Genomic DNA, 22,675 nt, shown 5'->3' with positions numbered 1-22,675 from the left:
GGCCTCGCTACGGTGCGGCGATGGAGGCGGTCGGGGTGCCGGTGCCGCTGACCCCGCTCGTCGGGCGCGAGCGGGAGGTCGCGACGGCGCGGGCGCTGCTGGGCACTCGGCGCCTGGTCACCGTGGTCGGCACCGGCGGGTGCGGGAAGACGCGACTCGCGCTCGAGGTCGCCGGCGGCGTCCCCGACGCGATGCTCGTCGACCTCGCCCCGCTCACCGACCCCGCGCTGGTGCTGCCGACCGTCGCGCGCGCCCTCGGGCTCGGGGAGGCGGGTGCCCAGCCGCTGGTCACGACGCTGCACCGGCACCTCGCCGACCGCGACGTCTTCCTGCTGCTCGACAACGTCGAGCACGTCCTCGACGCCGTGGACGGGATCGCCGACCTGCTCGGTCGCTGCCCGCGGCTGCGGGTGCTCGCGACGAGCCGCTGCCCGCTGCGGATCCCGGGCGAGCACCTCCTCCCCCTGCACCCGCTGCCCGTCCCGGACGGGGAGCCCGATCCCCGCGCGTGCGCCGAGCTCCCGAGCGTCGCGCTGTTCCTCGACCGGGTGCGCGCCGCCGCCCCCGACCGCGAGCTCACCGACGACGACGTGCGCGAGGCCGCCCGGATCTGCCGCGCGCTCGACGGGCTCCCGCTGGCCCTCGAGCTCGCCGCGGCGCGGGTGCGCACGGTCGGGCTGGCGGGCGTCCTCGCCGACGACGGGGTCCGCGTCGAGTCACCGCGGCGGGGCGTCCCGGAGCGCCACCGCACCCTCGACGCCGCCGTCGCGTGGAGCGTCGCCCTGCTCGACGACGCGGCGGCCACCGTCTTCCGTCGCCTGTCGGTGTTCGCGGGGAGCTGGACGGCGCCGGTCGCGCAACGGGTCTGCGGCGACCCGGATCTCGACGTCGCCCCCGCCCTCGGCCGGCTCGTCGAGCACTCGCTGGTCGAGGTCGTCCCCACCGGCACCGGTGTGCGCTACCGGCTGCTGGAGACGCTGCGCCGGTACGCCGCGGACCTGGCCCACGACGTCGGTGACCGCGACCTGGTGCAGCGGCACGCGGCGTGGTGCGCGGCGCTCGCGTCCGCGGTCCTCACCTGCCCGGGCCCGCAGGAGGCCGTCCGGATCGACGCCGCGCAGACCGAGGTCGCGGAGCTGCGGGCCGCGCTCGAGCGCTGCCCGCCGTCGGACACCGCCACGGGCCTGCGCACCGCCGCCGACCTCTACTTCTTCTGGGACATGCGCGGCTACCTCGGCGAGGGGCGTGCCCACCTCGAGCGGCTGCTCGCCCGCCCCGAGGCCGCCGACGACCCGGAGGTGCGCCAGGGGGCGCTGCAGTCGCTGGGCCTGCTGCGGCTCTGGCAGGACGATCTCGCCGGCGCCCGCGCGGCCCTGGAGGACGCGGCGGACCTGGCCGAGCACCGCGGCGACGCGGGCGGCTGGGCCTGGACCGCGGGCAGCCTCGGGATCGTGGCCTTCGCCGGCGGCGACGTCGACGGGTCCGCCGCGCGCGTCGAGTGTGGGCTGGCCGTCGCGCGGGAGGCGGGCGCGTGGATGCCGCTGCTGCGCACGACGTGCGGGCTCGGCCTGGTGCGGTGGCTCCAGGGCCGGCCCGCGGAGGCGCGCGCCCTGCTCGAGGAGAACGCGGAGCTCGCGGCGCCGACGCCGTGGGGGCTCGCGAAGGCCGGGTGGTTCCTCGGCTGGTTCGACTTCCTCGACGGCGACCTCGATGCCGCCGACCGGTGGTTCCGGGACGGCGCGACGGCCTTCGCCCGCATCGGCGACCGCCGCTCGCTGCCCGACTGCCACGACGGCGCCGCCTGCGTCGCCGCCGCGCGCGGGGACGGCGCGACGGCCCTCGAGCTCCTCGCGACGGCCGACGACCTGCGGGAACGCGCCGGTTCGCGGCGCAACGCCTACCTGCGCCTGCGCTGCGACGAGGCCCGCGCCGCGACGCTCGCCACCTCGCCGCGCGGGGTCACGGCGCGGGAGCTCGAGGTGGCGCGACTCGTGGCCGCCGGGCTCACGAACCGCCAGATCGGCCGGCACCTCGGCATCAGCGAGCGCACCGCCGAGCGGCACACCGAGAACCTGCGCGCGAAGCTCGGCGTCGGCACGCGCGCGCAGATCGCGGCGTGGGTGGGGGCGGTACCCACGCCGCGGCGACCGGACGTGGCGGCCGTCCCGGATACCGGGGAGCCCCGGGCCCCGCTGGGGTGAGGGCAGCGGCGCGCACCGGCGCCCGCCCGACCGCCCGGGAGTCCCGATGACCACTCCGCTGCAGAGCTCCGACGTCACCGTCCTCGAGGAGGCCTACCGCGCGTTCGGCCGGGGCGACGTCGCCGCCGTCGTCGCACTGCTCGACCCGCAGGTGGCCTGGACCGAGGCCGCGGGCAGCGCCTACGCCGGCACGCACGTCGCGCCCGAGGCCGTCGTCGGGCAGGTCTTCGCGCGCCTCGGCGAGGACTGGGCGAGCTTCGTGCCCGTCCCGACCGAGTTCCTCGCCGCGGGCTCGACCGTCGTGGTGCTGGGGTCGTTCGAGGGGGTCCACCGCGCGACCGGCCGGTCGATGACCTCGCGCTTCGCCCACGTGTTCAGGATGACCGACGGGCGGGTCACGGCGTTCGAGTCGATCAACGACACCCACGAGGTCCGGCGCGCGATGGCCTGACGGGGAGCGCCGGGGTCGCGGCCGAACTGCGTCGACACGGCGGCCCTTCTGTGACCCAGATCACCCTACCGTGGCACGCGGGCGTGCGTCGGGGCGCGCCCGCGGACCGTCGGAGAGGTGGTCGCAGCGTGGACGCCGTGATCATCGGGGCCGGGTTCTCCGGTCTCTACATGCTGCACAAGCTGCGGAACGAGATGGGGCTCCGGGCCCGCGTCTTCGAGACCGGCGAGGGCGTCGGCGGCACGTGGTACTGGAACCGTTACCCCGGCGCCCGGTCCGACTCCGACTCGTACGTCTACGGCTTCACCTTCGACCGCGACCTCTGGGAGTCGTGGGACTGGAGCGAGCGGTACCCGGAGTCCCACGAGATCCGCGCCTACCTCGAGCACGTCGCCGAGCGCTTCGACCTCTACCGCGACATCACGTTCGGCACCCGGGTCGTGTCCGCGACGTTCGACGAGGACGCCGGCTCGTGGACCGTCACCACCGATCACGGCGAGACGGTGACGGCCACCTACGTGATCTCGGCGGTCGGAGCGCTCTCGGTCGCGAACACGCCCTCGTTCCCGGGCCTCGAGGACTTCGCCGGGCCGACCTTCCACACGGGCCACTGGCCGCACGACGGCGTCGACTTCGCGGGCACGAGCGTCGGGATGATCGGCAGCGGCGCGAGCGCGGTGCAGGCCGTGCCGCTGATCGCCGCGCAGGCCCGTGAGCTCACGGTGTTCCAGCGCACCGCCAACTACGTCGTCCCGGCCAACAACGGGCCGGTCGACCCGGAGGTGCGTGAGGCGCGGCGCCAGGACTGGGCCGGTATCCGCGCGCGCATCCAGCGGTCGAACTTCGGCTTCGAGCTCTACATGCAGGAGAAGGGCGCCGCGGACGTCTCCGACGAGGAGCGCGAGGCGCTGCTCGAGGACTTCTGGGAGCGCGGGGGCTTCCACATCTGGCTCGGCGCCTACGCCGACATCTTCTTCTCGACCGAGGCCAACGACCTCGTCCGTCGGTTCCTCGACCGCAAGATCCGCGAGAAGGTGCACGACCCCGAGACCGCCGAGCTGCTCGTCCCCAAGGACCACCCCTTCGGTGCCAAGCGCAACCCGCTCGACTCCGGCTACTTCGAGACGTTCAACGAGCCGCACGTCCACCTCGTCGACGTCAGGACGAACCCGATCGCGGCGATCACGCCCGGCGGGCTGCGGTTGTCCGACGGCGCCGAGTACGCGTTCGACGCGCTCGTCCTGGCCACCGGCTTCGACGCCATGACCGGGCCGATCGACCGCATCGACCTCCGGGGCCGCGACGGACGGTCGCTGCGCGAGAAGTGGGCCGAGGGCCCCCGCACCTACCTCGGGCTGATGAGCCACGGCTTCCCGAACCTGTTCCTGATCACCGGCCCGCAGAGCCCGTCGGTGCTCTCGAACATGCCGGTCTCGATCGAGCAGCACGTCGACTACATCGGCCGCATCATCGCCGACCTGCGCGCGCGGGGCGCCGCCGTCATCGAGCCCACGAAGGAGGCCGAGGACGCGTGGTGCGCCTACAACCAGGAGATCGCGAACGCGACGCTCTTCCCGACCGCGGCCACCTGGTACATGGGCGCGAACATCCCCGGCAAGCCGCGGGTGTTCCTGCCCAACCTCGACTTCGTCGGCCCGTACCGGGCCAAGTGCGATCAGATCGCCGCGAACGGGTGGGAGGGCTTCGCCATCGACGGCGAGTCCACCCCGGCGGGCGAGCACGTCTACACCTGGGCGGTGGCCGGATGAGTGCGATCCAGAACCCCTTCTACACCCCGGAGTTCCACGGCGAGTACGAGCAGATCTCCATCGGGAGGCTCGACCTCGAGGAGGGCGGCTCGATCCCCGACTGCCACCTCGCGGTCGCGACGTTCGGTGACCCGGGGAACCCGCCGATCCTGGTGACGACCTGGTACTCGGGCACCCACCAGATCTTCCGCGAGCAGTACGTCGGCGAGGACCACGCGCTCGACCCGTCGCGGTACTTCATCGTGGTCGTCGACCAGATCGGCAGCGGCCTGTCGACCTCGCCGCACAACGCCTCGGGCGCCAACGAGGCGATCGCCATGTCGGCGTTCCCGAAGGTGCGGATCGGTGACGACGTCGTGGCCCAGGAGCGGCTGCTGCGCGAGCACTTCGGCATCGAGACCCTCGAGCTGGTCACCGGCGGTTCGATGGGCGCCCAGCAGACCTACGAGTGGGCGGTGCGCTTCCCCGACAAGGTGCGCCGCGCCGCGCCGATCGCGGGCACCGCGCAGAACACCGACCACGACTTCCTCTACACCCGCACGCTCATGGAGGCGATCACCGCCGACCCCGGGTTCGCCGGTGGCGAGTACTCCTCGAACGCGGACGTGCAGGCGGGCCTCGAGCGCCACGCGCGCCTGTGGGGCGTCATGGGCTTCTCCACCGAGTTCTGGAAGCAGAAGGTCTACACCGCGCTCGGGTTCGACGACATGGACGCCTTCCTCGCCGGCTTCCTGCAGCCGTACTTCACGGTGCGGGACCCGAACGACCTGCTCACGATGATGTGGAAGTGGCAGCGCGGCGACGTCGCCCGCCACACCGGCGGTGACCTCGCCGCCGCGCTCGGGCGGATCACCGCGAAGACCGTCGTCATCCCGATCGACGAGGACATGTTCTTCCCGCCGCGCGACTGCGTCGCCGAGCAGACGATGGTCAAGGAGTCCGAGCTGCGGGTGGTCGAGGACGTCCTCGGTCACCTCGGCCTGTTCGCCGTCAACCCGGAGTACATGCCGCAGATCGACCGGCACCTGGGGGAGCTGCTGGACACGCCGGTCTGAGCCGGCTCCGGGGTGGGAGACCACGTCGACCGCCGCACCACGAGCGCTCCGCCGACCGCTGCCACACGGGCGGGGCGGGTGGTGTTCCTCCGGTCATGGCGCCCACGACGACCGACCACCCCGCCCTGCCCGCGCTGGACCGCCTCGACGCGGACGCGATCGGCGAGGCCCTGGACCGCGACGGGATCGCGATGCCCGGGCGGCTGCTCGACCCCGAGCAGTGCGCCGAGGTGGTCGACCTGTTCGACCGCGACGAGGTGTTCCGCTCGACGGTCGACATGGCGCGGCTGTCGTTCGGCGCGGGCCGCTACCGCTACTTCGCCGACCCGCTGCCGCCGCTGGTCCAGGAGCTGCGGACCCGCCTCTACCCCGGTCTCGCCGCCGTGGCCAACCGGTGGGCCGAGGCGCTCGGCGAGGACGGCTTCCCCACCGAGCACGACGAGCTCCTCGCCCGCTGCGCCGCCGTCGGGCAGCACCGGCCGACGCCGCTGGTGCTGCGCTACGGGCCCGGCGACCACAACCGCCTGCACCAGGACGTCTACGGCGACCTGACCTTCCCGCTGCAGGTACTGATCATGCTGAGCACGCCGGACGTCGACTTCACCGGCGGCGAGAGCGTGTTCGTCGAGCAGCGGCCGCGCCAGCAGTCGCGCCCCGTGGTCGCCCGGCCGGGGCTCGGTGAGGCGGTCGTCTTCCCGGTGCGGTACCGCCCGCACCGGGGCGCCCGCGGGGTCCACCGCGTGCAGATGCGCCACGGCGTCTCGGCGGTGCACACCGGCCGCCGCCACGTCCTCGGGATCATCTTCCACGACGCGCGCTAGACGCGTCGTGTACGGCTGGTGCGTGAGGATCACGCGGATCGCGCTGTACGACGTCGAGCTGCCCTACGCGCACGGGGTCTACCGCCTCTCCGGCGGCCGCACCTACCGGTCGTTCCGTGCCGCGATCGTGCGCCTGACCTGTGACGACGGCACCGAGGGGTGGGGCGAGAGCACGCCGTTCGGGTCGACGTACGTCGCCGCGCACCCCGCCGGCACGCGCGCCGGGATCGCCCTGCTGGCTCCGGAGCTCCTCGGCGCCGACCCCCGGCGCGTCGAGCGGGTCGGGGACGTCATGGACCGCACCCTCGCCGGCCACGCCGACGCCCGCACCGCGCTCGACGTCGCCTGCTGGGACGCGTTCGGCCGGTCGGTCGGGCTCCCGGTCGCCGACCTGCTCGGCGGCTCGACCGGCGTGCCCATGGCGCCGACGTCCTCGATCGGCGCGGGCGACCCGGAGGAGATGCGCGCGCAGGTCGCCGAGCACCGCGCCCGTGGCTACCGGGCGCACTCGGTGAAGATCGGCGCGCTCGACGCCGAGGGCGGCCCGGGGCTCGACGCCGAGCGGATCACCGCGAGCCTCGCCGACCGCCGCCCCGGCGAGACCTTCCTCGTCGACGCCAACGGCGGGCTGCTGACCGAGACCGCGCTGCGCCTGATCGCGCTGCTGCCGCCCGGGCTCGACCTCGCGCTCGAGGCCCCGTGCGCGTCGTGGCGCGAGACCGCCTCGCTGCGCCGCCGTTGCCCGTACCCGATCGTCGTCGACGAGCTCGCCGCGTCCGACGCCGACGTCGCGTTCCTCGCCGGTGGCGACGTCGCCGACGGGATCAACCTGAAGATCTCCAAGGCCGGCGGGCTGACGCCCGGGCGGCGGCACCGCGACCTCGCCCGCGCGGCCGGGCTGACCGTGAGCGTGCAGGACACCGTCGGCTCGTCCCTGTCCTACGCCGCGATCCTCCACCTCGGCGCCACGGTGCCCCCGCGCCTGCTGCGCGGGGTCCTGAACAGCGAGGACATGGTGACGACGCGGGTCGCGACGCTCGACACGGTCGTCACCGACGACGGTGTCCTGCCCGGGTCGTCGCCGGGCCTGGGCGCGAACGTCGACGAGGAGGTGCTCGGCGAGCCGGTGGCGGTCTGGAGCGACTGACGCCCTACCGTCCGAGGGCGGGCAGCCCCGTCTCGGTGACGTGGCGCAGGGCGTCGAGGCCCGCCGCGATGGTCGGCTGGTCGCGGCTCCCGGCGCGCACGGCGGCGACGACGCGGCGGGTCGGCACCGGGTCGGTCGTGATCGGGATGCGGCGCGTGTCGTGGTGCGCGGGGAGGTCGGCGAGGCGCGGGACGAGCGCGACGCCGAAGCCCCGGGCCACCAGGGCCGCGCCGGTGTCCCACTCGTCGGCGAGGTGCGCGATGTCGGGCGCGAACCCGGCCGCCGCGCACGCGAGCGTCACGAGCTGGTGGTACGCCCGCCCGGGGTTGCCGCAGATCCACGCGTCGCCGGCGAGGTCGCTCAGCGCGACACGGCGGCGGCCGACCAGCGGGTGCTCGGGGCCGACGAGGATGTCGAGCGGCTCGTCGTAGAGGGCGTGCTGGTCGAAGGCGGTGTCGGACGTCGGCGGGATGCTCGGGGTCGCGACGACCACGGCGACGTCGGCCTCGTCGGCGGCGAGCAGGTCGAACGACCGGGCGGGCTCGCTCTCGCGCAGGTGCACGCGCAGCTGCGGGTGCTCGTCGCGCAGGTGCTCGAGGGCGCGGGGCACCACCACCGCGGCGGCCGAGGAGAACGCCGCGAAGCGCAGCGTCCCGCCGACGGCGCCGGCCCGGTGGGCGGCGAGGTCGGCGCGCGCCTGCTCCCACTGGGCGGTGAGCGTCTCGCCGTGCTCGAGCAACGTGCGGGCGGCCGGCGTCAGGCGCACCCCGCGCCCGACCGGCTCGAGCAGCGCCACGTCGAGCTCGCGCGCGAGGGCCTGCATCTGGTGCGAGACCGCCGACGGCGTCAGCCGGCAGACCTCCGCGGCGGCGGTGACCGTGCCGTGCCGGGCGATGGCCGCGAGCACCCGCAACCGCCGGTCGATCATGTACACAACGTACAAGATCAGAGGTACGACGTTGCGATGGACGCGGACGGAATCCGGCGCCGACACTCCTGACATGACCTACCGCGCGATCGTCGTCGGCCTCGGCGGGCTCGGCTCCGCGGCCCTCCACCGGCTCGCCGCGGAGCTCGGTCCCGGCGTGCTCGGGATCGAGCAGTTCGAGCTCGGACACCACCGCGGCGCGTCCCAGGACCACTCCCGGATCATCCGGCTCGCCCAGCACCAGGAGGCGTACGCCGCGCTGGCGGCGCCGGCCTACAAGGCCTGGTACGAGGTCGAGGCGGAGGCCTGCCAGCAGATCGTCACCCCCACCGGCGGGCTCGTCATCGAGGACCGGGACGAGCGCCGCGGCACCGCGACCGGCACCCGCAACATCGAGGGCTACACCGCGATGTTCGACCGCCACGGCGTCGCCTACGAGCGCCTCGACGCCGACGAGCTGGTCGCCCGCTGGCCGCAGTTCCGCGCCCACGAGGGCGTGGCGGCCCTCTACCAGCCCGACTCGGGCATCGTCGACGCCGCGCGGGCCAACGCCGTGCACATCGCCCTGGCCCGGGCCCACGGCGCGGAGGTCCGCACGAGCACGCCCGTGCGGGCCCTGCGCCCCGACGGCGAGGGCGTCGCGGTCGTCACCGACACCGACACCTTCCGGGCCGACCGCGTGGTCGTCGCGAGCGACGCGTGGACCAACCAGGTCCTGGCCGAGACCGGCACGACGCTGCCGCTGACGGTCCTGCGCGAGCAGGTCACCTACTACGCCACGCCGCACCTCGCGGAGTTCGCGCCGTCGCGCTTCCCGGTCTTCATGTGGCACGGCCGGCACAACTTCTACGGCTTCCCGGTCTACGGCGAGGTCGCGACCAAGCTCGGCCAGCACATGGGCGGCGACGAGACCACCGCCGACACCCGCACCTTCGAGCCCGACCCCGTCCGGCGCGAGCGCTACGCCGACTTCGTCGCGCGCCACGTCCCGCGCTTCGGCGGCCCCGAGCTCTACTCGAAGACCTGCCTGTACACCGTGCCGCCGGACCAGCACTTCATCCTCGACACGCTGCCCGAGCACCCGCAGATCACGGTCGCCAACGGCGCCGGTCACGCGTTCAAGTTCGCCGCGCTCATCGGGCGCCTGCTCGCGGACCTCGCGCTCGGCCACGAGCCCTCGCACCCGATCGACGCCTTCTCGATCACCCGCCCGGCCCTGACCGACCCGAGCTTCCCGCGGAGCTTCCATGTCTGAGACGCGCACCGACCCGTACGCCGCGCTCCCGGCGCGGCCCGTCGACCCGGCCCTGTTCACCGCGGAGAGCACGTACGCCCCCACGCGGCTGCCCGTCGAGCTCGCCTCGACGCTGCTGCCCGACGCGTACACGTCACCGGAGTTCTTCGCCCTCGAGCAGCAGCGCCTGTTCGCGACGTCCTGGGTGGCCGTGGGCATCACCAGCGACGTCACGGAGCCCGGCGCCTGCATCGTCGTCGAGGTCGCCGGCCGGTCGGTCTTCGTGACCCGCAACCGCCACGGCGAGCTGCGCGCCTTCCACAACGTCTGCCGCCACCGCGCGACGAAGCTGCTCGACGGCGACGCCCGCGAGGTCGGCAAGCGCGGGCGCATCCGCTGCCCGTACCACTCGTGGACCTACGACACCGACGGCACGTGCCTCGGGACGCCACTGTTCGAGGGCTCGGACGTCCCCGCCGGTCAGGAGCCGATCTTCGACACGTCGGTGGCCACGGGCTTCGACCGCGCCGACTACGGCCTGCTCGAGGTCGCGGTCGACAGCTGGGGCCTGTTCCTGTTCGTCAACCTCTCGCCGGACCCGGCACCGCTGGTGACCCAGCTCGGGGACCTGCCCGAGCGCTTCGCCGACCACCGCCTCGACGAGTGGGTGACGCAGCGGACGCTCACCTACGACGTCGCCGCCAACTACAAGCTCATCGGCGAGAACTTCATGGAGTACTACCACCTGCCCTGGGTCCACCCGGAGCTCAACCAGGTCTCCAGGTTCTCCGACCACTACCGCTGGCAGGGCCCCGGCATGTACACGGGCATGTGCACGACGCCCGTGTCGCGCAACACCGACGCCGGTGGCTGGGACGGGCTCGCGGCGCTGCCGTTCCTCGGTCCGCAGGACGCCGACAGCGGGCGCTTCGTCTGGCTCTTCCCCGGCACCGCGCTCGTCGTCCTGCCCAACCACGCGTTCGTGCTGTTCAACCGGCCCGTCGCGCCGGACCGCACCGTCGAGACCGCGGTCCTGCTGGCCCACCCCGAGTCGCTGGGCGGGGCGGGCGGGGACGACACCGCGGCCGAGGGCGTGGAGCAGCTCGCGAAGTTCTGGGACCTCGTCAACCGCCAGGACCTCGAGATCGTCGAGCGCGTGCAGGAGGGGCTGGCGAACCCGGCCTACCGCGGCGGGCGGATGTGCTTCCGCTTCGAGGAGCCACTGCACCGCTTCCAGAACATGGTCATCGACCGGATGGTCGGGATCGACCGTGTCCCCGCGGGCGACGACCTGGACCCCGGCGAGTCCATGACGCGGATGTTCCCCGACCCGTGACGGCCACGTCGAGCGAGCCGCGGCCGACCTGACGTCAGGTGCGGGCCGCGGCGAGCAGCGGGACCACGAGCTCGTCGGCGGACAGCGAGCCGTGCTGGCCGGGCAGGCGCGAGAGCAGGGGCTCGGCGGTCGGGCAGACCACGGCCGCGGTGCCCCGCAGGGCGGCGACGACGTCGGGCACGCGGTCGCGCACGGCCTCGTCGACCGGGCCGAACCAGCCGCGCGCGATCGCCTCGTCGCCGTCGACCACCCACGCGTCGTCGCCGAGCACCCCGCGCCAGGAGGCGAGGACGTCGGCGGCCGCACCGGACCGCGCGTAGACGAAGCGGGCGCGGGGGTCGCCGCCGACGAGCGCGACGCCGGCGACCAGGTCGGGGTCGTTCTCCGCGTCGTGGCGGCGGTCGATCGTCACCATCCCGTGGTCGCCGGTGACGGCGAGCAGGCTGCCGGCGGGGAGCTCCTCGACGAGCTGGGCGACGAGCCGGTCGATCTGGCGCAGCTGCCAGCGCCAGGCCGTCGAGCCGGGTCCGCGCAGGTGGCCGAGCTGGTCGAGGTCGGCGTGGTAGGCGTAGACGAGCTGCGGCCCGGGGCGACCGAGGGCGTCGAGGAGCTCGGCGGCGAGGTCGCCGAACGCGCCCACCCCGCGATACTGCGCGCCCCGCAGCGCCGAGCGGGTCAGGCCGGACTCGCGGAAGGCACGGTCGGAGACGACGGTCGCGCCGACGCCGCGCGCGACGGCCTGCTCGAAGACGGTGGGGCGCGGCTGCACGGCCTCGGGGACGAGGAGCTCGCGGGCGTCGCGGCCGTCCCCGGTCCAGGTCAGGGTGTCGAGGAGCGTGCCGTCGACGCGCACCCGGATGCCGAGCGTCCCGTGGGTGCCCGGCGGCAGGCCGGTGCCGAGCGAGGTGACGCTGGTCGACGTGCTGCTCGGGAAGCCGACGGTCAGCGGCCCGTGCTCGGCCATCGCGGCGAGGAACGGCGCGTCGGCCGCGTGCTTGTGCAGCAGCCGGTGACCCAGCCCGTCGACGAGCAGCAGCGCGGCCGCCCGCACCGGGGGCAGGCCGAGGGCCGGCGCCCCGCCCGGCGTCACGGCCGCCAGGAGGGCCGGCACCACATCGTGCAGGCCGGGGCGATCGGGATCGGGCGGGACGAGCTCGGCGGCCTCCACGGACGCATTCTCGCCGAGGGCCGCCGGACGCGGTACGTGGACGTCGCGTGACGGTGCGGGCACGGCGACCGGAATAGGTACGGCCGTTCGAGTGATACGTATGGCCGTGCCGAGCACCCACTGTCACCGTCAATACGCCGGGTGACGAGAGGAGACCGCCATGACCGTCGAGGCCCCGACCCGACCGGTGACGACCGTGCCCCAGCCGCCGCACGTCCACGACCGCACCTGCTTCTGGGACGTCCTCGCGTGCCGCTGGGCCGGGCCGGCCCACCCGGCGCCCCCGGCCCCGCAGGTGCCCGCCCCGCGGCGGTCGCCGGAGGACTGAGCCGCCCGACGGCGGCGATCGGCACCCCGAGGTCCGACCACCGCGCTACGGTCGGTGCATGAGCGCGACGCAGCATGCCGACTCGGGCCACGACCCGCGCTCGCTCGCGCCCGGAGCCCAGCCCGCCGCCATCGCTGCGGCGCTGCTCCCGGCCGACCGCGACCGGTTCCTGGCCTCATACGAGCGCGAGCTGCGCCGAGCCCGGCAGAGCCTCGACCTCACCGCCCTGGACGCGACGCTCGAGCAGTGGCGTGGCGTCGCCGCCATGCAGTCGCGTCCGGAGGAGTACCGCCGCGATCTGCGCCGCGCCGCGGAACTGATCACGGGCGAGCCGAGCCCGGAGGACGAGCCGCTGGAGGTCACGCGGAACAAGGCCGGCGCGTAGGTGCCCTACGAGCTCGAGCCGCTGGCCCGCGACGAGTTCGACCGGGAGCTCGCGGAGTTGCCCGACGGGGTGCGCGCCTCGGTCGAGGGCTTGCTCGAGGGATTGTCGATCGAGCCGTGGACCAGCGCGCCGATGAACGAGGCGAACCCCGGCGGTCAGTACCGCTTCCTGGCATTCGCCTCGTCCGACGGCTACGGGTTCGTGACCTTCGTGGTGCTCGAGGCCGAGCGGCGGGTCTCCTTGGTGAACCTGCTGTGGTTCCCCGAGCGGTGAGCGCTCAGCGTCCCGCCGACAGCAGGCCCCCGGACCCCGAGGACGGGAACAGGTGGCGCTCGGCGACGAGGGCGAGGAACCGGCGCGCGTGGTGGGGTGACTCGGCGACGCCCGGCGGCACCGCGTCCCCCACCCGCGCGTAGGCCCGGCCCGCGAGCTGTTCGAGCAGCTCGGTCACCGGACCCTCGCGCGAGGCGCCCAGGCGCGTCAGACGCACGAGCCCCGTGCCGCCGAAGGTCCGCTCGGCGTACTCGGGGAAGACCCCGGCGAGGAACAGGGCCCCGTCGCCGATGCGTCGCCACACCCCGGGCTGCTCGTCGGCCGGCACCGACTCGAGCAGCACGGCCAGGGCGGGCAGGTCCAGCTCGTCCCACCGCTGGCGGTGCCGCCCGCGCTCGTCGCGCCGCCACACGACACCGGAGGTCAGCCGCGCGTAGGAGGCGAGCAGCTCGGCGAGGTGGAGGCGGTGCGCGGGGTCGGTGGCGAAGGCCGCGAGCTGGGGCCCGTCGAAGATCGGCACACGGGTGCGCGGCGCCGTCCGGTCCGGGGCGTGCAGGCGCCCGACCAGCGCGCGCGACGTCCGGTGCACGGCCGCCGCGAACACGAGGAACGGCGACACGTGGTGGAAGCGCCCGTCGTCGTCCCGGCGGGCGGCGAGCACGGCGTCGGCGACGTCGGGACGGTCGAGCAGCTCCAGCACGAGCTCGGGGCGCCGGCGCAGCGGCGCGACGCGGTCGGGCTCGCCGCCGGCGAGGGCGAGGAGGTCGCGGTCGGTCAGGTGCTCGCCGTAGCGGCGTCCCACGACCTGCGCAGCGTCCTGACCGACGTCCATGCCTCCACTATGCGGAGCGGCGCATGCTCAGGGCCAGGCCGATGTCCATGGCGCCGCGGAACAGGAAGCCCAGGGCGACCATGATCGCGATGAGGCCGACCGCGGTGGCCGGCGAGACCAGCAGGATGAACGCGACGACGATGCTGAGGGCACCGAGGGCGAGGTTCCACACGCGGTGGTCGCGCTGGGAGAAGCCGACGAGCAGGTCGTGCACGCCGGCGATGACGAACCAGAGGATCAGGCCCCAGGCCAGCACGAGGATGCCGCCACCGGGCTGGAAGAGCACGAGGATGCCCGCGACGAGCGCGAGCACGCCGAACGCCGCGAGCCAGCCGCGTCCCGTCGAGCCGGTCTCGGCGCGCCAGGCCACACCGATCTCGAGCGCGCCCTGGACGATCAGGCCCAGCCCGAGCGCGAAGGCCGCGCCGAGGATCGCCAGCCCCGGGAAGAAGAGCGCGATGATCCCGACGAGGATCCCCAGGATCCCGGACGCCAGGATCCAGCCCCACCCGCTCGAAGCCCGGCGCACGCCGGGCCCACTCGTCGCGCTGGTCATCGCACGTCCCCTCCCGACACACCGTTGATCAGGAGCACATCGAATCGCCCGGGCGCGGCTCCTGTCGAGGGGGCGCGCTTGACCCGTCTGGTGCGCTGTTCGTGTGAGCGCCCGCCTGCTCGACCCCTCCGTGCCCGTGGAGGCCCACGCAGGCGAGCGGCTGACGGGCGCGCCGGTCGTCTGGCTGGGCACCGTCGGTCCGGGCGGGCGGCCGCACACGGTCCCGGTGTGGTTCACCTGGGACGACCCGACGATCACCATCTTCAGCCGCCCGGACACGGCCAAGATCGGCCACCTGCGCGCCCACGACGCGGTGAGCGTCGCGCTGGACACCGCCGAGGAGGGCACCGACGTCGTCACCGGCTCCGGGCACGCCGTGCTGACCCAGTTCGGCCGCGTGGAGCGCGCCCTCGACGCCTTCGGGCGCAAGTACGGCCCGGTGCTCGGCGAGCAGCCGCTCGACGCCTGGCTGATGACGTTCTCGCTGCCGATCGTCGTCACTCTCGACCGGCTCGTCGCGTGGCGCAGCACCTCCGCCGGCCTCGAGTACGCCTCACTACCCTCCGGCGGGTGATCATCCGCGCCTCGCGCCGCACGGTGCTGGTCGGGGGGCTCGCGGCGGTGCTGGCGGGGTGCGCGGGCCGCCCGGCCGCGCCGGCCCCTCCCCCGGGACCCGCTCCTCCGGACCCGGCCGCCGCCCTCGCCGAGCTCGAACGCCGCTCCGGACGCCGGATCGCGCTCGTCGCCCGCGACACCGGCACCGGCCGCGAGGTCCGCCACCGCGCCGACGAGCGGGCACTGATGGCCTCGACGGTCAAGGTCCTCGTCGTCGCCGCGGTGCTGCGGCGGCGTCTCACCGAGCCCGGCCTGCTCGAGCGCACGATCCGCTACACCCGTGCCGACCTGCTCGAGTACGCGCCGACCACGTCGCGGAACGTCGAGGGCGGCATGACGGTGGCGGCCCTGTGCGAGGCCGCGATCGTCGTCAGCGACAACACCGCCGCGAACCTCCTCACCGCCCTGGTCGGCGGCCCCGCGGCGACGACGGCGTTCGTGCGCACGCTCGGCGACCCCGTCACGCGCGCCGACCGTCCCGAGCCCGAGCTCAACGAGACCGCGCCGGGCGACGAGCGCGACACCACCACCGCCGCCGCGATGGCCGATGACCTGCAGGCGCTGGTCCTCGGCGACGCGCTCGACCCCGCCCGGCGCGACCTGCTCACCGGCTGGATGGTCGGCGCCGTCACCGGCACCGAGCAGATCCGCGCGGGGCTGCCCCGCGACTGGCGCGTCGGGGACAAGACCGGCTCGGGCGCGCAGGGCGAGAACAACGACGTCGCCGTGGTGTGGCCGCCCGGCCGGGCGCCGTGGGTCGTCACCGTCCTCACCAGCCCCGCCGACCCGGCGAGCACGAACGGCCGCCCGACGATCGCGGAGGCCACCCGGCTCGCCGCCGCCGCCCTCTGACGTCGGGCACTACGGTGCCGACCATGGGGGGTCGGACCGACGAGCCGGTACGCCACGACGCGGTGCGCTGGCTCTCGCCCACCGAGCTGGTGCGCACGGGCCTGACCGTCGCGCTCGGCAGCGTCGCCGCGGCCTACGCCGACAAGCGCGACGTCATGGCCGGCACGACGTTCGCGCAGGACGTGGTCCGGTACGACACCGCCGGCGACGGCGCCGCCGGGGACTTCTGGGTCGACTTCCTGTCCGACACCGGCGACGGCTTCCCCGCCATGGCCACGATCGCGACCCTGCTCGGCGCCACGGGCGTCACCGTCGACGGGCAGCGGCTCCCGCGCGGGCGGGTCCTGCTGCTCGGCGGCGACGAGGTGTACCCCGTGGCGGGCACCAAGGCCTACGAGGAGCGCCTCGAGGGCCCGCTGGACGCGCAGTTCGTCGTCGATCCCGAGCGGGAGCAGCCGGCCGTCCACGCCATCCCCGGCAACCACGACTGGTACGACGGCCTGACCGCGTTCCTGCGGGTGTTCGCCCAGGGCCGCGACCTCGCCGGGTGGCACACCGCCCAGCGCCGCTCCTACTTCGCGCTGGCGCTGCCGCACGACTGGTGGGTGCTGGCGATGGACATCCAGCTCGACACCTACATCGACGCCACGCAGCTCGAGTGGTTCCGCGACGTCGTCGCGCGGATCCCCCACGGCTCGCGGATCGTCCTGCTCACCGCCACCCCGGCCTGGTACGGCGCGCTCGACGGCGACGACGAGGCCATGGACCGCCTCGCCTTCTTCCTGCGCGACGTCCTCGGCGAGCGGCGGGACCTGCGGGTGCGCCTCGTCCTCACCGGCGACACCCACCACTACGCCCGCTACACGCTGGTGCGCCCCGAGGGCTCGGTCGGCCCGGACCAGGTCCTCGTCACCGCGGGCCACGGCGGCGCCTACACCTCGCCCACGCACTTCCTCCCCGACGAGCTGCACGTCACCGCCGACCTCGCCGACCCGGGCCCGGAACGGTCCGACCGCGAGCACACCTACGTCCGCGCCGACGCCACCTTCCCGACCGCCCCGACCTCGCGGACCGAGGCCGCGCGGGTGCTCACGCGGCTGCCGGCGCGCAACGGGTCGCTGTTCGCGGTCCTGGGGGCGCTCCAGGCGCTGGTCGTCGTGCCCGCGGTGCTCGGGCTGTGGGTGCTGGCCGTGCTCGGGGCGATCGTGGTGGGCGCGGTGTCGGCGGCGTTCGTGGCGCCGAACCGGAAGCGGTGGTGGGGCGCGGTCCCGCTGCGGGCCGTGCTCGCGGTCGCCCAGGTCGGGCTCGCCGGGGGGGTCGCGGCGCTGGCGACGTGGGCCCACGAGGCGCTGGCCCCGGGGCGCGCCGGGCTGGGGTCGGTGCTCGTCGGCGGGGCCGAGATCCTGGTGGTCGTCGGTGTCGCCGGGCTCGCGTCGAGCCTCGTCCTGGCGCTGTTCCTGCTGGTCGTCGGCCGGTGGGCCAACCGCAACGAGCTCTTCGCCGCGCAGAGCATCGAGGACCACAAGGGCTTCCTGCGGATGCGCATCGCGCCCGACGGCACCCTGACGATCTTCGTCCTCGGGGTGGACCGGGTCCCGCGCGACTGGACCTGGTCGCCCGGTGACGCGTCGCGGTGGACGCCGACCACGCCGATCTCGGCGCACCTCGTCGAGGAGGTCGAGCTGCGGCCCTGACGTCGGCCGTGCGCGAACACCACTCCCGCCGCCGGCGTCCGCGCGGTAGGACGACCCCGTGGAGTACAACGTCTCTCGCGACGTCGACGCCGGGGCGGACACGGTGTGGGCGGTGATGGCCGATGTGGAACGCATGCCTACGTGGACGTCGACGATGCGCCGGGTCCGCCTCGACGGGGACGCGCTGCGGGTGGGGGCGCGGGTGCGGATCGAGCAGCCGCGGCTGCCGCCGGCGACGTGGGAGGTCACCGAGCTCGAGCCGGGCCGCTCGTACACCTGGGCCTCGCCCGCGCCCGGCCTGGACAGCGCCGCGTGGCACACCGTCGAGCCGCTGGGGCCGGGCCGCAGCCGCATCACGCTGGGCATCCGCCAGACGGGCGCGCTGGGCGTGGTCGCGTCCCTGCTCGGGCCGATGACCCGCCGCTACGTCGACACCGAGATCGCCGGGCTCGCGGCGGAGTCGGAGCGGCGGTCGGCGGCGCGCTGAGGTCCGCGCTCCCTGATCACAGCACCAGCGTGAGGTGCGCGCTGTGGTGGTCCTCGGGGTAGTCGCCGAACGGCGGGCAGGGCACGAACCCGTGGCGGGCGTAGAGCCGCCGGGCGGGCGCGAAGTGCTCCGACGACCCCGTCTCCAGGCTCAGCCGCCGGTACCCGCGCCGGCGCGCCTCGGCGATGATGTGCCGGACCAGCGCCGACCCCACCCCGATCCCCTGGTACGCCGTCGTCGTGCGCATCGACTTGATCTCGCCGTGGGTCGGGTCGAGCTCGCGCAGCGCCCCGCAGCCGAGCAGCACCGTGTCGTTGCTGTCGTCCCACGCGGTCCAGAACGTGACGTCGGGGCGGCGCAGGCCGTCGAGGTCGAGCGCGTGCTTGCTCTCCACGGGCGTCACGGCCCGCATCTCCTCGAGGTGCTCGGCGAGCAGCGCCGCGACCTCGGGGCCGGACAGGTCGTCGACGACGATCGCGATGCCGCTCACCGGGTCACGGGATGACGGGGGCGAGGTCCGGGCGCTTCGGGCGGCGATCGTCGCCGGTGCTGCGGCCCTGCGCGCGGCGCTGCACCCACGGCCACAGGTGGTCGCGGGCCCACCGCGCGTCCTCGGCGCGACGGTGCCCCCAGCCGGTGCGCGCGGCGGGTGGCCAGGGCGCGTGCCAGTCGACGTCGGTCGGCAGCCCGAGCACCTCGCAGGCCCGCGCGGCGACCCGGGCGTGCCCGGCGGGGTCGAGGTGCAGGCGGTCGCCGGTGCGGGCGCGCGGGTCGGCCAGCGGCGGCATCACCCACAGGTCGACGAGGTGCGCGCCCTGCCGGTGCGCGATCTCGCGGATGTGGTCGTTCATCGCGGCGAGCCGCCGGCCGACGAGGTTGAGCAGTGGGCTCTCGCGGGTGTCGAAGCCGGTGAACACGAGCACGTCGGCGCCGGTGGCCCGCAGCGTCGCCACGGCGCCCTCGAACCGCTCGGCCAGCGCGGCCGGATCGGCGGCCGGGCGCAGCAGGTCGTTGCCGGCCGCGCAGAGGCTGACGAGGTCGGGGGCCATCCGCACGGCCTCGGGGACCTGGGTGGCGACGACCCTGTCGAGCAGCAGGCCGCGGACGGCGAGGTTGGCGTAGCGGACGTCCGGGTCCGCGCGGGCCAGCGCGCCAGCGAGGCGGTCGGCCCAGCCGCGTTCCCGTCCGGTCGCCGGGTCGGGGTCGCCGACCCCCTCGGTGAAGCTGTCGCCCAGCGCGACGAAGCGCCGCCACGAGCGGCGTCCGCCCCGGTGGCCCACCGCGTCGAGCGCGATCCCCGGCGTCCCCTCCACGTCCCCGGATTGTGCTCCCCGGGGCCGACGCCGTGATCGAGGACCCTCCCGCCGTGCCGGGGTCAGCGGCCGCCCGCGACATCGACCACGCTCCCGGTGCAGTACGAGGCCTCGTCGGAGAGCAGCCACGCGATGGCGGCGGCCACCTCGTCGGCCGTGCCCGGCCGCCCGACCGGCACGGTGGGGCCGATGCGCGCCACCCGGTCGGGCTGCCCGCCCGAGGCGTGGAGCTCGGTGTCGATGAGCCCGGGCCGCACGACGTTGACGCGCACGCCCTCGTCGGCGACCTCCTTCGCCAGCCCGAGACCGAGCGCGTCGACGGCGGCCTTCGACGCCGCGTAGTCGACGTACTCCCCCGGCGACCCCAGCCGCGACGCGACCGACCCGACCAGCACGATCGACCCGCCCGGGCCGCCGTGCACGGTCGACAGGCGCCGCACCGCCTCGCGGCACGTGACGACGGCGCCGACGACGTTGACCGCGAGCATGTCCGCGACGCGCGCGGCCGACACGGCGTCGACGCGCGACTTCGGCACCACCACCCCGGCGTTGGCGACCACCGCGCCGAGCGGGCCCATCGCGTCCGCCGCGGCGAAGGCGGCCTCGACCTCGGCCTCCACCCCCACGTCCGCACGGACCGCGCGCGCCTCGACGCCCTGCTCGCGGGCGCGGGCGGCGACGTCCTCGGCGGCGCCGGCGTCGCTGCGGTAGGTCAGGCACACGTCCCAGCCGGCGGCCGCGCCGCGGGCGACGACGGCGGCGCCGATGCCGCGGCTGCCGCCGGTGACGAGCAGGACGGGCATCAGGCGGCCGTCACCGGACAGGGCGCCATCGGACAGCGGCCCATCAGACGAGGAACCGCAGCCACGAGTCCTGCCCGGCCGCGCGGGCGGCGCGGTGGTCGGCGAGGTTCGTGTGGTCGGCGAGGCTCCGACCTCCGCGGCCCTCCGCCATGCCGGCGAGCACGGCGGCCTCGGCGCGCTCGACCTCCTCGGCGCCCGCGAGCGCCGCGCGCACCTGGTCGGGGGTGGCGATGGCGAGCCCGTCGTCGTCGCCCAGCACCAGGTCCCCGGGGCGCACGGGCACCCCGCCGAGCGCGACCGGTCCCTCGTCCCGACCGCGCGGGTCGCGCGCGCTGCCCGACGCCGGCGTCGTGCCCCGGGCGAACACGGGCAGCCCGATCCGCCGCAGCCCGGCGACGTCCCGGCAGTACCCGTCGATGACCATGCCGGCCAGGCCCCGACGGCGCGCCTCGGACGCGATCAGCTCGCCGGCCACCGCCCGCGTCCCCCGCGGGTTGACCACCACCAGCACCGAGCCCACCGGGGCCTCGCCGGCCGCGGCCAGCACCGGGAGGTGGTCGTCGGGGGCGACGACGGTGACCGCGGGCCCGGCCATGCGGACGTCGGGCACCATCGCCCGGATCGCGGGGTCGGGCAGGGCGAACGTCTTGTCGGCGTCGCACAGCGACGACGTCGCGAGCGAGCGCACCCGGCCGAGCTCGTCGGGGGTCAGGGGATCCACGGTCGGCATCATGCTCGACGCGGCCGGGTCCGGGCGACGATCCTCTCTCCGGTGACCGCTCCCGTGATCCTCGAGGTCGCCGTCAACGGCGCGACGCCGCGCTCGGTGAACCCGCACGTGCCGCTGACCCCCGCCGAGGTCGCGGACGAGATGCTCGCCTGCGTCGACCGCGGGGCGAGCATCGCGCACGACCACCACGAGGCCATGTTCGTGCCCGACGGCGTGCACCCCGTCGAGCCCTACCTCGAGGCGTGGACGCCGGTGCTCGCGCAGTACCCGGACCTGCTGCTCTACGCGACGATGGCCGCCGGCGCCCGCGGCATCCCCATCGAGACGCGGTGGGCGCACCACGAGGAGCTCGCCCGCCGCGGGCTCGGCGGGCTCTCGCTGGTCGACCCCGGGTCGGTGAACCTGGGTCTGACCAGCGACGGCGCGATCGCCGCGGCCGCCGCCCCGGGCCCGTACCAGAACAGCCTGGCCGACACCGAGCACATGTTCGCCCGCTGTGCCGCGCACGGCACCGGCCCGTCGATCTCGATCTTCGACCCGAGCTTCCTGCGGGTGACGCTGACCCTCTACCGCCACGGCCGCGTGCCGCCGGGCGCCATCGTCAAGCTGTACTTCGGCGGCGAGCTGGAGTTCGGTCTGCCGCCGACGACCACCGCGCTCGAGGCCTACCTCGAGATGCTCGAGCCCAGCGGGCTGCCGTGGTCGGTGGCGGTGCTGGGCGGCGACGTCGTCGCGTGCGGGCTGGCCGAGACGGCGGTGGCGCGCGGGGGGCACGTGCGGGTGGGGCTCGAGGACTACGCCGGCCCGTCCACGCCGACCAACACCGAGCTCGTCGACGAGATCGTGGCGCTGCTCGCCGACCTGGGGCGCCGGCCCGCGACGATCGCGGAGACCCGCGGGATCCTCGGACTGTGAGCTCGCTGGTGGCCCGCCTCCGCGCGGCGGGGTGCGTGTTCGCCGAGGAGGAGGCGGCGCTGTTGGCCGGTGCACCGGAGGACCTCGTCGCCCGGCGCGTGGCCGGCGAGCCGCTGGAGCAGGTGCTGGGCTGGGCGGAGTTCGCGGGGCACCGGGTCGCGGTGGCGCCCGGGGTGTTCGTGCCGCGGCACCGTAGCGAGTTCCTCGTCGAGCGGGCGCTGGCGGTGACCGGGGCGGGCGCGACCGTCGTCGACGTCTGCTGCGGCACCGGCGCCCTCGGGGCCGCGCTGCTCGCCGCGCGCCCGGACCTCGTGCTCCACGCTGCCGACGTCGACCCCGCCGCGGTCGCCTGCGCGCGCACGAACCTCCCCGGCGCCGCGGGCGCGCACGCCGGCGACCTGCTCGCGGCCCTGCCCGCGGAGCTCGCCGGGCGCGTCGACGTCGTCGTCGCGAGCACCCCGTATGTACCGAGCGACGCCGTCGCCGCCATGCCGCCGGAGGCGCGCGAGCACGAGCCGCGGGTGGCCCTCGACGGCGGCGGCGACGGGATCGACGTCGTGCGCCGGCTCGCGGGGCAGGCGCCGGCGTGGCTGCGCGCGGGCGGGCGGCTGCTCGTCGAGTGCGCGGAGCACCAGGGCGAGCTGGCGCGGGCGGCGCTGGCCGGGGCGGGGTTCGTCGCCGTCGACGTGGCGCACGACGAGGAGCGCGACGCGACCGTCGTCGTCGGCACCCGGCCCGAGGGATCTGCTGAGGGATCTGCCGAGTGATCGACGTACGCACGC

25 protein-coding genes are annotated in these 22,675 nt (G+C 75.3%); 17 read left to right on the top strand and 8 right to left on the bottom strand.

Translation table 11 applies throughout. The features are described from left to right. Positions 1-20: 20 nt before the first annotated feature. The 6 genes from PH190_RS20020 (at position 21) to PH190_RS19995 (ending at position 7,444) form a co-directional block, all read left to right on the top strand. Positions 21-2,201, top strand: coding sequence for an ATP-binding protein (locus PH190_RS20020; protein WP_274233289.1), 2,181 nt, complete (start codon positions 21-23; stop codon positions 2,199-2,201). Positions 2,202-2,247: 46 nt separating this feature from the next. Further along, positions 2,248-2,652: a nuclear transport factor 2 family protein gene (locus tag PH190_RS20015; protein WP_274233288.1), complete on the top strand. Its 405-nt coding sequence runs from the start codon at positions 2,248-2,250 to the stop codon at positions 2,650-2,652. A gap of 128 nt (positions 2,653-2,780) precedes the next feature. Next, a complete protein-coding gene (locus PH190_RS20010; RefSeq protein ID WP_274233287.1) occupies positions 2,781-4,421 on the top strand; it encodes a flavin-containing monooxygenase in 1,641 nt (546 codons plus the stop codon). Further along, positions 4,418-5,476 carry an alpha/beta fold hydrolase gene (locus PH190_RS20005; RefSeq protein WP_274233286.1) on the top strand — a complete coding sequence of 353 codons (1,059 nt, stop codon included), beginning with the start codon at positions 4,418-4,420 and terminating at the stop codon, positions 5,474-5,476. Before PH190_RS20010 ends, PH190_RS20005 begins: the two co-directional genes overlap by 4 nt. A gap of 95 nt (positions 5,477-5,571) precedes the next feature. After that, complete coding sequence (locus PH190_RS20000) at positions 5,572-6,297, top strand: 2OG-Fe(II) oxygenase (RefSeq protein WP_274233285.1); 726 nt, start codon at positions 5,572-5,574, stop codon at positions 6,295-6,297. 22 nt (positions 6,298-6,319) lie between these two features. After that, positions 6,320-7,444 carry a mandelate racemase/muconate lactonizing enzyme family protein gene (locus PH190_RS19995; protein WP_274233284.1) on the top strand — a complete coding sequence of 375 codons (1,125 nt, stop codon included), beginning with the start codon at positions 6,320-6,322 and terminating at the stop codon, positions 7,442-7,444. Between the two features lie 4 nt (positions 7,445-7,448). Here the strand turns inward: PH190_RS19995 and PH190_RS19990 are convergent, their stop codons facing one another. Continuing rightward, entirely contained in the window at positions 7,449-8,372 is a 924-nt protein-coding gene (locus PH190_RS19990; RefSeq protein WP_274233283.1) for a LysR family transcriptional regulator, read from the bottom strand. Between the two features lie 73 nt (positions 8,373-8,445). On the opposite strand from PH190_RS19990, the gene solA reads away from it, so the two are divergent. Both solA and PH190_RS19980 read left to right on the top strand, forming a co-directional pair. Further along, the gene (gene solA, locus PH190_RS19985; protein WP_274233282.1) at positions 8,446-9,627 is read left to right on the top strand and encodes an N-methyl-L-tryptophan oxidase; all 1,182 of its coding nucleotides are present in this window, start codon (positions 8,446-8,448) and stop codon (positions 9,625-9,627) included. Beyond that, a complete protein-coding gene (locus PH190_RS19980) occupies positions 9,620-10,942 on the top strand; it encodes an aromatic ring-hydroxylating oxygenase subunit alpha (protein ID WP_274233281.1) in 1,323 nt (440 codons plus the stop codon). Before solA ends, PH190_RS19980 begins: the two co-directional genes overlap by 8 nt. A gap of 34 nt (positions 10,943-10,976) precedes the next feature. Here PH190_RS19980 and PH190_RS19975 read toward each other — a convergent pair whose 3' ends face one another. Next, positions 10,977-12,110 carry an alkaline phosphatase family protein gene (locus PH190_RS19975; RefSeq protein WP_274233280.1) on the bottom strand — a complete coding sequence of 378 codons (1,134 nt, stop codon included), beginning with the start codon at positions 12,108-12,110 and terminating at the stop codon, positions 10,977-10,979. A gap of 160 nt (positions 12,111-12,270) precedes the next feature. Between PH190_RS19975 and PH190_RS19970 the strand changes: the two genes are divergently transcribed. From PH190_RS19970 to PH190_RS19960, 3 genes are read left to right on the top strand one after another with little or no spacing between them, the layout of a single operon-like run. Further along, complete coding sequence (locus PH190_RS19970) at positions 12,271-12,438, top strand: hypothetical protein (RefSeq protein ID WP_274233279.1); 168 nt, start codon at positions 12,271-12,273, stop codon at positions 12,436-12,438. A 58-nt stretch (positions 12,439-12,496) separates the two neighbouring features. Next, positions 12,497-12,823, top strand: coding sequence for a DUF6247 family protein (locus PH190_RS19965; protein WP_274233278.1), 327 nt, complete (start codon positions 12,497-12,499; stop codon positions 12,821-12,823). After that, positions 12,824-13,096 carry a hypothetical protein gene (locus PH190_RS19960; protein WP_274233277.1) on the top strand — a complete coding sequence of 91 codons (273 nt, stop codon included), beginning with the start codon at positions 12,824-12,826 and terminating at the stop codon, positions 13,094-13,096. It abuts the gene before it with no gap. A 4-nt stretch (positions 13,097-13,100) separates the two neighbouring features. Here the strand turns inward: PH190_RS19960 and PH190_RS19955 are convergent, their stop codons facing one another. Beyond that, entirely contained in the window at positions 13,101-13,928 is an 828-nt protein-coding gene (locus tag PH190_RS19955) for a hypothetical protein (RefSeq protein ID WP_274233276.1), read from the bottom strand. Between the two features lie 7 nt (positions 13,929-13,935). Beyond that, positions 13,936-14,484, bottom strand: a complete 549-nt coding sequence (locus tag PH190_RS19950) for an HdeD family acid-resistance protein (protein ID WP_274233275.1) — start codon at positions 14,482-14,484, stop codon at positions 13,936-13,938. Between the two features lie 103 nt (positions 14,485-14,587). Between PH190_RS19950 and PH190_RS19945 the strand changes: the two genes are divergently transcribed. The 4 genes from PH190_RS19945 to PH190_RS19930 are packed head-to-tail and all read left to right on the top strand — an operon-like array spanning position 14,588 to position 18,132. Further along, positions 14,588-15,058: a pyridoxamine 5'-phosphate oxidase family protein gene (locus PH190_RS19945; protein ID WP_274233274.1), complete on the top strand. Its 471-nt coding sequence runs from the start codon at positions 14,588-14,590 to the stop codon at positions 15,056-15,058. Beyond that, positions 15,055-15,951: a class A beta-lactamase gene (bla, locus tag PH190_RS19940; protein ID WP_274233273.1), complete on the top strand. Its 897-nt coding sequence runs from the start codon at positions 15,055-15,057 to the stop codon at positions 15,949-15,951. Before PH190_RS19945 ends, bla begins: the two co-directional genes overlap by 4 nt. A gap of 23 nt (positions 15,952-15,974) precedes the next feature. After that, positions 15,975-17,645 carry a metallophosphoesterase family protein gene (locus tag PH190_RS19935; RefSeq protein ID WP_274233272.1) on the top strand — a complete coding sequence of 557 codons (1,671 nt, stop codon included), beginning with the start codon at positions 15,975-15,977 and terminating at the stop codon, positions 17,643-17,645. 58 nt (positions 17,646-17,703) lie between these two features. Further along, positions 17,704-18,132, top strand: coding sequence for an SRPBCC family protein (locus PH190_RS19930; protein WP_274233271.1), 429 nt, complete (start codon positions 17,704-17,706; stop codon positions 18,130-18,132). 16 nt (positions 18,133-18,148) lie between these two features. Here the strand turns inward: PH190_RS19930 and PH190_RS19925 are convergent, their stop codons facing one another. The 4 genes from PH190_RS19925 to PH190_RS19910 all read right to left on the bottom strand — a co-directional run bounded on the left by PH190_RS19925 (position 18,149) and on the right by PH190_RS19910 (position 20,969). Further along, positions 18,149-18,622 carry a GNAT family N-acetyltransferase gene (locus tag PH190_RS19925; protein ID WP_337993831.1) on the bottom strand — a complete coding sequence of 158 codons (474 nt, stop codon included), beginning with the start codon at positions 18,620-18,622 and terminating at the stop codon, positions 18,149-18,151. A gap of 4 nt (positions 18,623-18,626) precedes the next feature. Beyond that, positions 18,627-19,445, bottom strand: coding sequence for an SGNH/GDSL hydrolase family protein (locus PH190_RS19920; protein ID WP_274233270.1), 819 nt, complete (start codon positions 19,443-19,445; stop codon positions 18,627-18,629). A 62-nt stretch (positions 19,446-19,507) separates the two neighbouring features. After that, complete coding sequence (locus PH190_RS19915; protein WP_274233269.1) at positions 19,508-20,248, bottom strand: SDR family oxidoreductase; 741 nt, start codon at positions 20,246-20,248, stop codon at positions 19,508-19,510. 43 nt (positions 20,249-20,291) lie between these two features. Beyond that, positions 20,292-20,969: an RraA family protein gene (locus tag PH190_RS19910; RefSeq protein WP_274233268.1), complete on the bottom strand. Its 678-nt coding sequence runs from the start codon at positions 20,967-20,969 to the stop codon at positions 20,292-20,294. A 51-nt stretch (positions 20,970-21,020) separates the two neighbouring features. Between PH190_RS19910 and PH190_RS19905 the strand changes: the two genes are divergently transcribed. Both PH190_RS19905 and PH190_RS19900 read left to right on the top strand, forming a co-directional pair. Then, positions 21,021-21,893 carry a beta-keto acid cleavage family enzyme gene (locus tag PH190_RS19905; RefSeq protein WP_274233267.1) on the top strand — a complete coding sequence of 291 codons (873 nt, stop codon included), beginning with the start codon at positions 21,021-21,023 and terminating at the stop codon, positions 21,891-21,893. Beyond that, positions 21,890-22,660, top strand: a complete 771-nt coding sequence (locus PH190_RS19900; RefSeq protein WP_274233266.1) for a putative protein N(5)-glutamine methyltransferase — start codon at positions 21,890-21,892, stop codon at positions 22,658-22,660. Before PH190_RS19905 ends, PH190_RS19900 begins: the two co-directional genes overlap by 4 nt. Positions 22,661-22,675 lie beyond the last annotated feature (15 nt).

It is taken from the genome of Actinomycetospora straminea (assembly GCF_028737255.1).
Classification (GTDB): domain Bacteria; phylum Actinomycetota; class Actinomycetes; order Mycobacteriales; family Pseudonocardiaceae; genus Actinomycetospora; species Actinomycetospora straminea.
This window is presented reverse-complemented; position numbering and strand designations above follow the sequence as displayed.

Excerpts from the sequence above, each read along its gene's own strand:
- PH190_RS19950 (WP_274233275.1), bottom strand. The coding sequence starts at position 14,484 with ATGACCAGCGCGACGAGTGGGCCCGGCGTGCGCCGGGCTTCGAGCGGG.
- PH190_RS19935 (WP_274233272.1), top strand. The coding sequence starts at position 15,975 with ATGGGGGGTCGGACCGACGAGCCGGTACGCCACGACGCGGTGCGCTGG.
- PH190_RS20020 (WP_274233289.1), top strand. The coding sequence starts at position 21 with ATGGAGGCGGTCGGGGTGCCGGTGCCGCTGACCCCGCTCGTCGGGCGC.
- solA (WP_274233282.1), top strand. The coding sequence starts at position 8,446 with ATGACCTACCGCGCGATCGTCGTCGGCCTCGGCGGGCTCGGCTCCGCG.
- PH190_RS20000 (WP_274233285.1), top strand. The coding sequence starts at position 5,572 with ATGGCGCCCACGACGACCGACCACCCCGCCCTGCCCGCGCTGGACCGC.
- PH190_RS19965 (WP_274233278.1), top strand. The coding sequence starts at position 12,497 with ATGAGCGCGACGCAGCATGCCGACTCGGGCCACGACCCGCGCTCGCTC.
- PH190_RS19990 (WP_274233283.1), bottom strand. The coding sequence starts at position 8,372 with ATGATCGACCGGCGGTTGCGGGTGCTCGCGGCCATCGCCCGGCACGGC.
- PH190_RS20005 (WP_274233286.1), top strand. The coding sequence starts at position 4,418 with ATGAGTGCGATCCAGAACCCCTTCTACACCCCGGAGTTCCACGGCGAG.
- PH190_RS19955 (WP_274233276.1), bottom strand. The coding sequence starts at position 13,928 with ATGGACGTCGGTCAGGACGCTGCGCAGGTCGTGGGACGCCGCTACGGC.
- PH190_RS19915 (WP_274233269.1), bottom strand. The coding sequence starts at position 20,248 with ATGCCCGTCCTGCTCGTCACCGGCGGCAGCCGCGGCATCGGCGCCGCC.
- PH190_RS19970 (WP_274233279.1), top strand. The coding sequence starts at position 12,271 with ATGACCGTCGAGGCCCCGACCCGACCGGTGACGACCGTGCCCCAGCCG.
- PH190_RS19980 (WP_274233281.1), top strand. The coding sequence starts at position 9,620 with ATGTCTGAGACGCGCACCGACCCGTACGCCGCGCTCCCGGCGCGGCCC.
- PH190_RS20015 (WP_274233288.1), top strand. The coding sequence starts at position 2,248 with ATGACCACTCCGCTGCAGAGCTCCGACGTCACCGTCCTCGAGGAGGCC.